Below are 12,113 nucleotides of genomic sequence, written 5' to 3'. Positions count from 1 at the left end.
TGGATTTCTGGGCGCCTTGGTGCGGGCCGTGCCGGATGATGGCCCCGCAGTTCGAGCAGGTGGCGCGGGAAATGAACGGGACTCTGCTCTTTGCCAAGCTCAACACCGAGGCCGAGCCCGATATCGGTGCCCGTTACCAGATCCGTTCCATCCCCACCCTGGTGCTCTTTCGCGGCGGGAAAGAGGCGGCGCGGGTGAGCGGGGCGCTGGGGGCGGCGGAATTGCAGCGCTGGCTCACGGCGCAGCGCTAGACCGGGTGCCGCCGCCGGGAAGCTGCGGCGGGCGATAGCCGGAGGGCTGGCCTTGGGGTAAACTGAATCGCATTTTTACGCAAAAGGATCAGCATGGACGAACAAAACGCGGTTTTCATGATTGAGCGACTCTACATCAAGGATGCCTCCTTCGAGTCTCCCAACGCCCCCAAGAGTTTTTTGATGAGCGAGGCGCCAACGGTGGACGTGGGTTTGAACACCGCCACCGCGCCGGTGGAAGGTGCGGATGATCTCATGGAGGTGGTCCTCACGGTGACGGTGAATGCCAAATCGGGTGAGCATACCTACTTCGCCATCGAGGTGCAGCAGGCGGGCCTTTTCCGCATGCAGCATATTCCCGAAGAGCATCTGCCGGTACTCCTGGGGGTGCATTGCCCGACCATTCTCTTCCCTTACGCCCGCGAGGCAGTGGCCGACATGGTGGGCCGTGGCGGCTTCCAGCCTTTGCATCTGCATCCCGTGAATTTTGAGGCCTTGTACCAGCAGGCGCAAAGCGAACAGCAGCATATGACGCAGTAGTCTCATGAACTGGGCGGTGCTGGGGGCGGGGCATTGGGGGGTGGCGTTGGCCGTCCACCTTGCCCGTCAAGGCTATTCCGTGCGCTTATGGGGGCGCCATCCCGAAAGCCTGCCCTGTCCCTCCGCCGGCGGCGATCTCTCCCCCCATTTCCCCCAGGTCCCCAGGCCCGTTCGTCTCGCCTGTACCACGGACCTCGCCGCTGCCGTGGCGGGTTGCGCGGGCGTGGTGCTGGCGGTACCGAGCCACGCAGTCCGTAATACCTTGCTGTCCCTGCGGGACTCTCTGCCAACGGGCCGAATGGCGGTGCTGGCCAGCAAGGGTCTGGAACTGGAAACGGACCTGCGACTGGATCAGGTATTCGGACAGGTCCTGGAAGATCGGCCCTTTGCCGTCATTTCCGGCCCTACCTTTGCCGCCGAGCTTGTGGCCGGCTTGCCGGTGGCCATGACGGCGGCCTCGGCCTCAGCGGCTTTGGCGCAGGAGGTGGCGCGCAGTTTTCGCAATGAGCAGATGCGGGTCTACACCAGCGACGATGTGGCCGGGGTTTGCCTGGGGGGCGCCATCAAAAACGTGCTTGCCATTGCCGCCGGGATTTCCGACGGTCTGGGAAATGGCTTTAGCGCCCGCGCGGCGCTCATTACCCGTGGGCTCGCGGAATTGCATCGTTTGGGCACGGCCCTGGGGGGGAGGACGGAAACCTTCATGGGCCTGGCCGGGGCTGGCGATCTGATCCTTACCGCCACCTCCGACCTTTCCCGCAATCGCCGCGTCGGCCTGGGCCTGGGGCGCGGACTGCCGCTGACCCAGGTGCTGCGGGAAATCGGCCAGGAGGCCGAGGGCGTGCGCACGGCCCAGGCCCTTTTCCTCCTGGCCCAGCGCGAAGGGGTGGAAATGCCCATCACCGAACAGGTGTTCCGGGTCCTTTACCAGGGGCTCACGCCGCGGGAGGCAAGCGATGCGCTCATGCAGCGGGAGTTGCGCTCGGAATCCACCGTTTTGGGGCAGGGCAGTTCTGTCCATGGGGCCCCCTAGGGGATGGCCATCCTCCGTCTGCCGACGCCCAAAGACCGGGACGGCCCCCGGCGCATTCCCTTTGCGCCTTTCCGCACCATTGGCTTCCTGCTCGTGCAATTCGTCGTCCTGGCGCTGTTGCTGCTGGGTGTTCTGCTGGTCCACACGACGCAGGATCTGGCAACGCTGGATGCCCATACCCAATACATGTCGGATTTGGCGCTGGCATCCCGGGACGCCCTGCAGCGTTGGCGGAAGGAGGGCGCCACTGCCGGGGCAGCGGCCCTTCGGCAAGCCCTGGATGGGGTGGCTAACGACGCCTATGCCCTGGATAGCCGCAGCAACGAGAGGCTAGCGCATATCCAGTCGCTGCTCGATCAAAGCGGGGGCACTCATTTGCGCGAGGCATTGACCCTTCTCGCCAGCCTGAACCTGCAGGAGCAGGCGCGTGGACGTGAGCTGCTGGCGGCGGCGGGGCAGGATGCCCGCTATACCTTGATCGGCACGGCCGTTGCCTTGGCGGCCTTCGTGATTTTCCTGGTGGTTACCCTGGTGTTTTTCCGCCTGCGCATCCTGCGGCCCCTGGAGCGCCTGCAGCGCGCCATGATGGCGTTGGAGATCGGGTCGTTTACGCGGGTGGTGGATGGCGCCGCTGATCCTGGCATCAGTCCGTTATTGAGCTATTATAATCAGATGCTTGGCCGCCTGGAACTGCTCGAAAAGAACCGTCGCCAATACCTGCAGGATCTCCAGCGGGAGGTGAATAACGCCGCCCATACGCTCATTGCCCAGCACGCCGCCATGGCCCGTTCCGAGCGCCTGGCGGCGGTGGGAGAAACAGCGGCGGCCTTGGCCCATGAGTTGCGCAACCCCCTGGCGGGCTTGCAAGTGGGTTGCGCCAACCTCAAAAGGGAGATGACCGATCCGGCCCTGGCGGCGCGCCTGGGACTCATGGAGGACGAGTTGCGGCGGATGAGCCGTCTCTTGGACCGGCCATTGCGGGGGGCCCGCCAGAGCCATGAACTGGGGCAGCCGGTGGTCATGCGGGAAACTCTGGAAGGGCTGTTGAAGCTGTTGCGTTATCAGGTCCCGGACGGAGTGACCTTGCGCCTGCTGCCGGGACCGGAAAGCATTTGCATGCTGCCCCTGGATCAACTGCGCCAGGCGGTGCTGAACCTGGTCCTCAACGCCGTCCAGGCGCTGGCGGAGCAGGGCGGGGCCATCGAGGTGGAGATTCATCAGGAGGCGGAGCAGTTGCGTTTGATCGTCGCCGATGACGGACCGGGTTTTCCGGAAAGCCTGTTGCGGGAAGGCATTCGTCCCTTTGCAAGCAACAAGGAGCAGGGAACGGGCCTCGGCCTCGCCATGGTGCGGCGCTTCGTGCGCAATCTGGGAGGAGAGATCCAGTTGCGCAACCTGACTCCCCATGGGGCGCAGGTCACCTTGCTGCTGCCTTGCCCGAATCCCCGCGCAGAGGAAGAGGAAGCAGCCTATGGCGGATAATTTGCTGATCATTGAGGATGAAGCCTTCCTTGGTGCAGAGATGCGGCGCTATTTTCAGAAGGAGGGGTGGGAAGTGCTGTGGGCCGACGGCATCGCGGCGGCGGAACGGATGCTTCTGGATCGCGAGGATGGACCTCTGGTGACCCTGGCCGACCTCAACCTGCCCGACGGCAATAGCCTCGATTTGCTGGAGCGGGTCAAGCCGCGGCTGGTCCATGGCGAGTGGATCTTCCTTACGGCCTACGGCAGCGTGCCCGATTCGGTACGCGCCCTGCGCCTGGGGGCCTATGATTTCCTGGAGAAGCCCTGCGACATGGAGCGGCTGGACATGGTGGTGCGCTCCGCCGCGCGGGGCGCGCGGGCGTTGCGCCGGCTTTCCGATGACACCACTACCCAGCATCGGCGCTATCGGCCCGAAACTTTTCTGGGCAGCAGCGGCGCTGCCGCCCGCGTGCGGGAGATCATCGGCCGCCTCAGCCAATTGCCCTTCAGCGCCCTGGTGGTATCGGGGGAAACGGGCACCGGCAAGGGCCTGGCGGCGCGCATCCTCCACTATAGCGGGCCCCAGGCGGCGGGGCCCATGGTGGAGATCAACTGTGCCGCCTTGCCCCGGGAGTTGCTGGAATCGGAACTCTTTGGCTATGAGCCGGGAGCCTTCACCGGAGCCGCCAGCCGCCATCGCGGTCTGGTCGAGCAGGCCCACGGCGGGACGCTGTTCCTTGACGAGATCTCGGAGATGGACCTGGAGTTGCAGGCCAAGCTCCTCAAGGTCATCGAGGATAAGGGCTTGCGCCGCCTGGGCGGAAACCACGAGGTCCATGTGGATCTGCGTTTCATTGCCGCCAGCAACCGCGATCTGGAGGAGATGGTGGGGCAGGGGCGCTTTCGTGCCGATCTCTATCATCGTCTCAGCGTCTTTCGCCTGGGTCTGCCGCCGCTGCGCGAGCGCAAGGAGGACCTGCGCGTTTTGGTGCCGTATTTCGTGGCGGAATTCAACGCCCAGGCCGGCAAGCAGGTGCGCAACATCGGTCCCTCGGTCTGGCAGGCCCTGGAGGCCCACGACTGGCCCGGCAACGTGCGCGAGTTGCGCAACGTGGTGGAGCGTGGCGTACTTTTTTCCGAAGGGGCCGAGTTCCCTCTGGAATGGCTGCAGTTGAGCGGTGCCCAGGCGCCTTGTCCGGCACCGGGCGCCTGTCCTGTGGATGGCCGGCACATCATCCTGCCCCTGGATGGCAGCATGGATCTGGAAGGCATGGAACGCTACATCCTGCAGCAGGTGCTGGCGGCGGTGGACAACAATGTCATGCGCGCCGCCCGCCTGCTGGGGACGACGCGGGAAACGCTGCGTTACCGCATTCGCAAATACGCTTTGGGCGGCGCCGAGGATGGCGAGGGATGAGGGCGCCGCCCGGGCCGGCCACGCAAGTCTTGCAGATTTCGCCAAGGCTGGGTACATTGCCGCAGCATTGCGGACGGCGCCTGGCGCCTTGAACCGCCTAAAGTAGAAGGGGATGCCGTTGCAGCGAGGAATGAGACCATGCTGACGCCGGAACTGGCGCAGGCCCTGGACTATCAGGGACGCATCCTGCAGCAGGTTTCGCGGACCTTTGCGCTGACCATACCGTGCCTGCCCGAGGCCTTGCGTCATGCGGTGGGCAATGGCTATCTGCTGTGCCGTATTGCCGATACCATCGAGGACGATCCAGAGCTCTCCTGGGAAGAAAAGGCGCACTGGCAGGAGGTTTTTGCCGGGGTAGTGGCGGGTCAAGCCGATGCCGCGGCCTTTGCCCGGAATTTCGCCGGCCGACTTTCGCCGCGGATGCCCGCCGCCGAGCACGACCTGATCCGCCATACCCCTCAGGTGCTGGTCCTTACCCATAGCTTCACGCCTTCCCAGCAGGCAGCGCTGCTGCGCTGTGTACGGATCATGGGCGAGGGCATGGCCGGGTTCCAGCGCAGCGCCTCCCGTGCCGGCCTGCCCGACATGGCAGCCCTCGATCGCTACTGCTACGTGGTGGCGGGGGTGGTGGGAGAGATGCTCACCAGCCTTTTTGTGGAACAGGTCCCGAGCATGGCCGCCCATGGCGGAGAAATGCAAAGGCTGGCGGTATCTTTTGGCCAGGGCCTGCAAATGACCAATATCCTCAAGGACATCTGGGGCGACTGGGAACGCGGGGTGTCCTGGTTGCCGCGAGCGGTCTTTGACCGCCATGGCTGTCGCTGGGAGCAACTCGCGCCGGGGACTCGGGATCCCGGTTTTCATGTCGCCATCCGGGAGCTCGTCGCCGTGGCCGGTCGCCACCTGGACGATGCCTTACGCTATACTTTGCTGATTCCCCGCGAAGAAACGGGGATGCGCGATTTTTGTCTGTGGGCGATCGCGATGGCCGTGTTGACCTTGCGGCGTATTGCCGAACGTCCGGATTTCGTATCGGGGGATGAAGTGAAAATCAGCCGCCGCAGCGTGGGTAACGTAGTGCTCCTGTCCCGTTTCATCCATCGTTCCGATGCCCTCCTGAAACTGAGTTTCCGGCTGGGGGCCAAGCCGCTGGCGGCGCTCAGCAATGAGTCTGGCTCATGACGAGCATGCATCCGCAACAACGAAGCATCACGGCCTTTCAGTCCCGTCTCGGTGCCGCCATAGCCGCGGCGCGGGAGGCCTTGCTGGGGCTCCGGGCTGATGATGGCCACTGGTGCTTCGAATTCGAGGCCGACTGCACCATCCCCGCCGAATACATCCTCATGCAGCATTACATGGACGAGCGGGACCCGCTTCTGGAGCGCAAGCTGGCGGTTTACCTGCGTTCCAAGCAGGCGGATCATGGCGGCTGGCCCCTTTATTATGCCGGGCGCTTCGATATGAGCGCGTCCGTCAAGGCCTATTATGCCCTCAAGCTGGCCGGCGATGACCCCGACGCGCCGCACATGCGCCGCGCCCGGGAGGCCATCCTCGCCCATGGCGGAGCCGAGCGGGCCAATGTCTTCACGCGCATCGCCCTCGCTCTCTTCGGTCAGCTCCCCTGGCGGGCGGTGCCCTTCGTTCCCGTGGAAGTGATGCTGCTGCCGCGCTGGTTTCCCTTTCATATCGACAAGGTGGCCTCCTGGTCGCGGACGGTCATGGTGCCGCTTTTCATCCTGTGCAGCCTCAAGCCCCAGGCGAAAAATCCCCTGGGTATCGGCATCCGTGAAATCTTCCGGCGCCCGCCCGAAAAAGTGGACGATTATTTTACCCATTCTGCCCACGGCTGGGTGGCATGGCTCCTTTTGTTGCTGGATCGCTTGGGCCGCAGTGCGGAAGGGTTGATTCCCCGGCGCTGGCGCCAGCGGGCCGTAAAAAAGGCCGAAAACTGGTTCATTGCCCGCCTCAATGGGACGGACGGCCTCAACGGCATCTTCCCGGCCATGGTCAATGCCCATGAGGCCTTGGCCTTGCTGGGTTACCCACCCGAGCATCCTTATCGGCAGCAGACCGCTGCGGCCTTGCGCAAACTGGTGGTGGAGCGCGCCGAAGACGCCTATTGCCAGCCCTGCGTTTCACCCGTCTGGGACACCTGTCTCGCTCTCCACGGCCTCCTGGAAAGCGATGGCGCGCTGTCCCCGGAGTTGGCGCGCAGCATCGACTGGCTCAAGGAACGGCAGATCGTGGACGAACCCGGCGACTGGCGGGCGCAGCGCCCCCATCTGCGCGGTGGTGGCTGGGCCTTCCAGTACTGGAACCATTTCTATCCGGATCTGGATGATACGGCGGCGGTGGCCTGGGCCATGGCGCGCGCCGGCAGAGAGGAAGACCGGCCCAGCCTTGAACTCGCGGCGGACTGGCTCGCGGGCATGCAGTCGCGGAACGGCGGTTTTGCGGCCTACGATGCCGATAATACCCATTATTATCTCAACGAAATCCCCTTTGCCGATCACAAGGCCCTGCTGGATCCTCCTTCGTCCGACGTCACGGGCCGGGTGGTGGCCTTCCTGGGCAGCTATGGCCGGGCCAAGGATCGCGAGGTCCTGCGGCGCGCCGTGGCGTACCTGCTGCGTGAACAGGAGGTCTCGGGGGCCTGGTTCGGTCGTTGGGGGAGCAACTATATCTATGGCACCTGGTCGGTGCTGATGGGCCTGGAGCAACTGAATGACCCCTCCCTGCAGCCCGCCATGGCGCGCGCCGCCGATTGGCTGCGCTCGGTGCAGCAGGCCGATGGTGGTTGGGGAGAAAGCAACGACTCCTACGTCGATGCGGGCCTGGCGGGGCTGGGCCAGCCGTCCACGGCGGCGCAGACCGCCTGGGCCTGCCTCGCCCTGATGGCAGCGGGGGATCAGGGTAGCGCGGCCCTCTGCCGTGGCATCCGCTGGCTGGAAGAGCAGCAGGGGGACGATGGGCGTTGGCAGGACCCTTATTTTAACGCGCCCGGCTTTCCACGGGTGTTTTACCTCACCTACCACGGTTACCGCCTCTATTTTCCGCTCTGGGCGCTGGCCCGCTACCGGCGTCTGGGGCTTGGCGCATGTCGTTAGGGATCGTGGTAGCCCTGGCGGCGGAGGCGCGGGTATTGACGGAAACGGTGCCGCTGGCGGGGGAGGGGATCGACATTGCCCCAGGCCTGCGCTTGCGCCTATGTGGCATGGGACCGGAGGCGGCAGCGCAAGCGGCGGAGGCGCTGTTGGCCGAGGGCGCCGGGGCCTTGCTGGCCTTTGGAACGGCGGGGGCCCTGGCTCCTGCCTTGCGTCCCGGCACCCTGCTCTTGCCGGAGCGTGTGCTCTTCTCCGGCAGGGACTATGCCGTCGCCACCCCCTGGCGCAGCCGCGTGGCCGCGCAGATCCATGGGGAGGTGGTCTCCGGTCCCCTGCTGACGGCCGCCATGGCCTGCGCCCGGTCCGCGGAGAAACGGGCTTTGCACGCGCGCAGTGGCGCTGTGGCGGTAGATATGGAAAGCGGCGCCGTCGCGGCGGTGGCCGCGGCCGCCGACAAGCCTTTTTTGGCACTGCGGGCGCTGGTGGATCCGGTGGAGCGCGACCTGCCCCGGAGTGCCCTGGTGGCTGTCGATGCCTATGGTCGCCTGCGCCCTTTCGCCCTCCTGGCGGCCTTGGCGCGGCGGCCCTGGGAGATCGCCGCCCTGCTGCGCCTCGGACGGGAGATGAGTGCGGCCCTGCAATCCTTGCGCTCTGCATGGCGGCGGATCGGCCCCGTGGGGATCGCGCCATGAAGGCGCTACTGACCGGCGCATCGGGCTTTGTCGGAGGGGCGGTCCTGCGCCGGCTTTTGGCGGAAGGGGTGGAAGTGCGCGTCCTCGCCCGCCGCGATGCGGATACCGCCAATTGGGAGGACATGGATGTAGAAGTCGTGCATGGCGATCTGCGCGATGGGGAATCCCTGGGCCAGGCGGTGGCCGGATGTCAGGGGCTTTTCCATGTGGCCGCCGATTATCGCCTTTGGGTGCCCGATCCCGCTCCCATGTATGCGGCCAATGTCGGCGGTACGGAGCGTCTCATGCGCGCTGCCCTGGAGGCCGGAGTGGAGCGCATCGTTTATACCAGCAGTGTGGCGGTCCTGGGCTTTTATGCGGATGGGCGGATCGCCGACGAAAATGCCCCCTCCAGCCTCGCTACCATGATCGGCCATTACAAACGCTCCAAATTCCTTGCCGAAGAGGTGGTGCGGAATCTCTGCACGACCGAAGGCTTGCCGGCGGTGATCGTCAACCCCTCCACCCCCATCGGCCCCGCCGACCGCAAGCCGACCCCCACGGGCCGCATGGTGCGGGACGCTGCGGCGGGGCGGATGCCGGCCTACATCGATACGGGTCTCAATGTGGTCCATGTGGATGACGTGGCCACGGGGCACTGGCAGGCCTTTGGGCAAGGTGTGCTAGGCGAACGCTACATTCTCGGTGGAGACAATCTCCCCCTGGGGGCCATGCTGACCCGCATTGCCGGCCTCACCGGCCACCGCTCACCGCGGTTGCGCCTGCCCCGTCGCGCCCTCTATCCCCTGGCCTGGGGTGCCGAAGCCTGGGTGCGCCTGCGCGGGCGGGGTATTCCCCTGGTGACCAGGGACGAACTGCGCATGGCGGCCCACAAGATGTATTTCTCCTCGGAAAAGGCCGAAAACTGCCTGGGCTACCGCCATCGCCCCGCCGAAGAGGCCCTGCGGGACGCCGTGCAATGGTTCCGGGAGCATCATTATCTGTGACGGCACTGATCCCCTGGTGGCATTGGCTGGCTTGGTTGCTATGCGCCGCTGCCCTGGCTTATCTGGCCTTCGCCCTGTGGGCGTTGGCCCGCTGGCGGCCACGGCTGGTGGACACGTATCTCTCGGACCAGCGTTCCGCCTCCCCACAGCGAGAGACGGATAAAGACTGGCCGGCCGTGAGCCTCCTCAAGCCCTTGCATGGTCTGGAGTCCGGACTCTACGACAACCTGCGCAGCTTCTGCTCTCAGGATTATCCCTGCTATGAGATCGTCTTCGGCGTCCAGGATCCGGCGGACCCGGCCATCGCGGTGGTGGAGCGCCTGCGGCGGGAATATCCGGATCTCCGCATCGCCCTAAGCATCAGCGCCGCAAAGGTGGGCAGCAATCCCAAGGTCAACAACCTCGCCGGCATCCTTGCTTTGTGCCGCCACGATTATCTGGTCATCAGCGACGCCGACATTCGCGTGGGCAGCGATTACCTGCGTGAGATTTGTCGGCCTTTGCAAGACGATGGGGTGGGGGTGGTGACCTGCCTCTACCGGGGCATCCCCGTCGCCGGCTTCTGGTCATGGATCCTGGCGGCCCAGATCAACGAGTCCTTCCTGCCCTCGGTCCTCGTCGCCGCGCGCCTGGGGCCCACCATTTACTGCGGCGGGGCGACCATGGCCCTGCGCCGCGGCACCCTGGAAGGGATTGGCGGCTGGGCCGCCCTGGGGGCGCATCTTGCCGATGACTATCGGTTGGGCGCCCTGAGCCGTGCCCGGGGAAAGCGCACCCTGCTTTCTACCTATGTGGTGGATACCATGGTCCATGAGCTTGATTTCTCATCATTTTATCAACATGCCCTACGCTGGTCGCGGACCACGCGGGTGGTGCAGCCCGTGGGCCATACACTGGCCTTCATCAGCTATCCCTTGCCCGTCGTGGCCCTGCTCGCCCCTGGGGCCGGCGGACCCGGGCTGGTGTTTTTAGTGGTGGTCCTGGGCTTGCGCCTCGTGTACCATTACGCGATCTTGAAAAAACTGCGGATCACCAATTCCGAGGGAGTGCTCGATGCCTTCCTCGCCGACGGTATGGGCCTGCTAATATGGTTTCATGCCCTTTTTGCCAGACGGATCCGCTGGCGGGGAGACCGCTTCGCCATCGACCCCAAGGGGCGCATGGGCGGGCACGACGGAGCACAGCAATGACGATGAAGACCCTATTTCTGCAAGCGCCCTCCTTTGAAGGCTTCGACGGTGGTGCTGGATCGCGTTATCAGGCCAAGCGCGAGATTCGTTCCTTCTGGTATCCCACCTGGCTGGCCCAGCCGGCGGCCATGATTCCGGGCAGCCGCCTGCTGGATGCGCCGCCTGCCGATGTCAGCGTCGAAGAGACCCTGCGCATCGCCGGCGGCTACGAGCTGTGCATCATCCATACCAGCACCCCGTCTTTCCCCTCCGACGTGCGCATGGCCGAGGCCCTCAAGGAGGCGCACCCCAGGCTGATGATCGGCATGGTGGGAGCCAAGGTGGCGGTGGAGCCCGAGGAATCCCTGCAGGCCTCGGCGGCCATTGATTTCGTCGCCCGCGAGGAGTTCGACTTCACCCTCAAGGAAATTGCCGAAGGCCGTCCCCTGGCGGAAGTGGATGGGGTCAGCTATCGCTCGGCCAATGGCACCATTGTCCATACGCCGGACCGGGCAGTCCTGGAGGATATGGACTCCCTGCCCTTTGTCTCCGAGGTTTATAAGCGCGATCTGCATATCGAAGACTACTTCATCGGCTATCTCAAGCACCCCTACATTTCCCTGTATACGGGCCGCGGCTGCCGCTCCAAGTGTACCTTCTGCCTCTGGCCCCAGACCGTGGGCGGGCACCGCTATCGCACGCGCAGCGCGGAAAACGTCCTGGAAGAGATCCGCTACATTCAGAAGAATTTCCCGCAGGTCAAGGAGATCTTTTTCGACGACGACACCTTTACCGATGACCGCCCCCGCGCCGAGGAGATCGCCCGGGGGCTGGGCAGGCTCGGGGTCACCTGGTCATGCAACGCCAAGGCCAATGTCCCCTATGAGACATTGAAGATCCTCAAGGAAAACGGCCTGCGCCTCCTCCTGGTGGGTTATGAGTCGGGGGATCAGCAGATCCTCAACAACATCAAGAAAGGCCTCAAGGTGGAGGCGGCGCGCAAGTTCACCGCCGACTGCCACGAGTTGGGCATCGTCATTCATGGCACCTTCATCCTCGGCTTGCCGGGAGAGACCCGGGAAACCATCCAGGAGACCATCCGCTTTGCCAAGGAGATCAATCCGCACACCATCCAGGTGTCCATCGCCGCTCCCTATCCGGGCACCTTCCTTTATGATCAGGCCAAGAAGGAAGGCTGGCTGACGGAGGATTCCGAGGCCCATCTGGTGAATGACCGCGGGGTGCAGATCAGTCCCTTGAGTTATCCCCATCTCAATCACACCGAGATTTTTGACTCGGTGGAGACCATGTACAAGCGTTTCTACTTCCGTGCCGGAAAGATCGCCGAGATCACCGGGGAAATGATCAAGAGTACGCAGATGATGAAAAGGCGCCTGCGGGAAGGGGTCGAGTTCGTGCGCTTCCTGCGCCAGCGCCACGGCTGAGGTGACCAGTAG

At 64.6% G+C, this 12,113-nt stretch carries 11 protein-coding genes; all 11 read left to right on the top strand.

Translation table 11 applies throughout. The features are described 5' to 3' along the window. Window positions 1-251, top strand: a 251-nt coding sequence (trxA, locus tag ACP5MM_RS01850; RefSeq protein ID WP_427934020.1) for a thioredoxin, incomplete at its 5' end; no start/stop codon positions are given. A 93-nt stretch (window positions 252-344) separates the two neighbouring features. Continuing rightward, on the top strand, window positions 345-791 hold the full coding sequence (gene secB / locus ACP5MM_RS01845; protein WP_427930949.1) for a protein-export chaperone SecB: 447 nt from the start codon (window positions 345-347) through the stop codon (window positions 789-791). Window positions 792-795: 4 nt separating this feature from the next. Then, the gene (locus tag ACP5MM_RS01840) at window positions 796-1,824 is read left to right on the top strand and encodes an NAD(P)H-dependent glycerol-3-phosphate dehydrogenase (protein WP_427930950.1); all 1,029 of its coding nucleotides are present in this window, start codon (window positions 796-798) and stop codon (window positions 1,822-1,824) included. A gap of 3 nt (window positions 1,825-1,827) precedes the next feature. Continuing rightward, window positions 1,828-3,306 carry a sensor histidine kinase gene (locus tag ACP5MM_RS01835; RefSeq protein ID WP_427930951.1) on the top strand — a complete coding sequence of 493 codons (1,479 nt, stop codon included), beginning with the start codon at window positions 1,828-1,830 and terminating at the stop codon, window positions 3,304-3,306. Then, window positions 3,296-4,705 carry a sigma-54-dependent transcriptional regulator gene (locus tag ACP5MM_RS01830; protein WP_427930952.1) on the top strand — a complete coding sequence of 470 codons (1,410 nt, stop codon included), beginning with the start codon at window positions 3,296-3,298 and terminating at the stop codon, window positions 4,703-4,705. Before ACP5MM_RS01835 ends, ACP5MM_RS01830 begins: the two co-directional genes overlap by 11 nt. A 138-nt stretch (window positions 4,706-4,843) precedes the next feature. Beyond that, complete coding sequence (locus tag ACP5MM_RS01825; protein WP_427934019.1) at window positions 4,844-5,887, top strand: phytoene/squalene synthase family protein; 1,044 nt, start codon at window positions 4,844-4,846, stop codon at window positions 5,885-5,887. Then, window positions 5,884-7,812 carry a squalene--hopene cyclase gene (shc, locus tag ACP5MM_RS01820; RefSeq protein WP_427930954.1) on the top strand — a complete coding sequence of 643 codons (1,929 nt, stop codon included), beginning with the start codon at window positions 5,884-5,886 and terminating at the stop codon, window positions 7,810-7,812. Before ACP5MM_RS01825 ends, shc begins: the two co-directional genes overlap by 4 nt. Beyond that, complete coding sequence (locus ACP5MM_RS01815; RefSeq protein WP_427934018.1) at window positions 7,803-8,501, top strand: 5'-methylthioadenosine nucleosidase; 699 nt, start codon at window positions 7,803-7,805, stop codon at window positions 8,499-8,501. Before shc ends, ACP5MM_RS01815 begins: the two co-directional genes overlap by 10 nt. Continuing rightward, window positions 8,498-9,487 carry a hopanoid-associated sugar epimerase gene (hpnA, locus tag ACP5MM_RS01810; RefSeq protein ID WP_427930956.1) on the top strand — a complete coding sequence of 330 codons (990 nt, stop codon included), beginning with the start codon at window positions 8,498-8,500 and terminating at the stop codon, window positions 9,485-9,487. Before ACP5MM_RS01815 ends, hpnA begins: the two co-directional genes overlap by 4 nt. Beyond that, the gene (gene hpnI / locus ACP5MM_RS01805) at window positions 9,484-10,677 is read left to right on the top strand and encodes a bacteriohopanetetrol glucosamine biosynthesis glycosyltransferase HpnI (protein WP_427930957.1); all 1,194 of its coding nucleotides are present in this window, start codon (window positions 9,484-9,486) and stop codon (window positions 10,675-10,677) included. Before hpnA ends, hpnI begins: the two co-directional genes overlap by 4 nt. Further along, window positions 10,674-12,101 carry a hopanoid biosynthesis associated radical SAM protein HpnJ gene (gene hpnJ, locus ACP5MM_RS01800; RefSeq protein WP_427930958.1) on the top strand — a complete coding sequence of 476 codons (1,428 nt, stop codon included), beginning with the start codon at window positions 10,674-10,676 and terminating at the stop codon, window positions 12,099-12,101. Before hpnI ends, hpnJ begins: the two co-directional genes overlap by 4 nt. Window positions 12,102-12,113 lie beyond the last annotated feature (12 nt).

Origin of the sequence: Acidithiobacillus sp., assembly GCF_049965315.1 — a bacterium.
Classification (GTDB): domain Bacteria; phylum Pseudomonadota; class Gammaproteobacteria; order Acidithiobacillales; family Acidithiobacillaceae; genus Acidithiobacillus_B.
The sequence above is the reverse complement of the archived record's forward strand: the minus strand, read 5'-3'. Positions and strand labels throughout refer to the sequence as shown.

Bases quoted from the DNA above. Each gene is read 5' to 3' on its own strand.
- secB (WP_427930949.1), top strand. From the start codon at position 345: ATGGACGAACAAAACGCGGTTTTCATGATTGAGCGACTCTACATCAAG.
- ACP5MM_RS01840 (WP_427930950.1), top strand. From the start codon at position 796: ATGAACTGGGCGGTGCTGGGGGCGGGGCATTGGGGGGTGGCGTTGGCC.
- ACP5MM_RS01835 (WP_427930951.1), top strand. From the start codon at position 1,828: ATGGCCATCCTCCGTCTGCCGACGCCCAAAGACCGGGACGGCCCCCGG.
- ACP5MM_RS01830 (WP_427930952.1), top strand. From the start codon at position 3,296: ATGGCGGATAATTTGCTGATCATTGAGGATGAAGCCTTCCTTGGTGCA.
- ACP5MM_RS01825 (WP_427934019.1), top strand. From the start codon at position 4,844: ATGCTGACGCCGGAACTGGCGCAGGCCCTGGACTATCAGGGACGCATC.
- shc (WP_427930954.1), top strand. From the start codon at position 5,884: ATGACGAGCATGCATCCGCAACAACGAAGCATCACGGCCTTTCAGTCC.
- ACP5MM_RS01815 (WP_427934018.1), top strand. From the start codon at position 7,803: ATGTCGTTAGGGATCGTGGTAGCCCTGGCGGCGGAGGCGCGGGTATTG.
- hpnA (WP_427930956.1), top strand. From the start codon at position 8,498: ATGAAGGCGCTACTGACCGGCGCATCGGGCTTTGTCGGAGGGGCGGTC.
- hpnJ (WP_427930958.1), top strand. From the start codon at position 10,674: ATGACGATGAAGACCCTATTTCTGCAAGCGCCCTCCTTTGAAGGCTTC.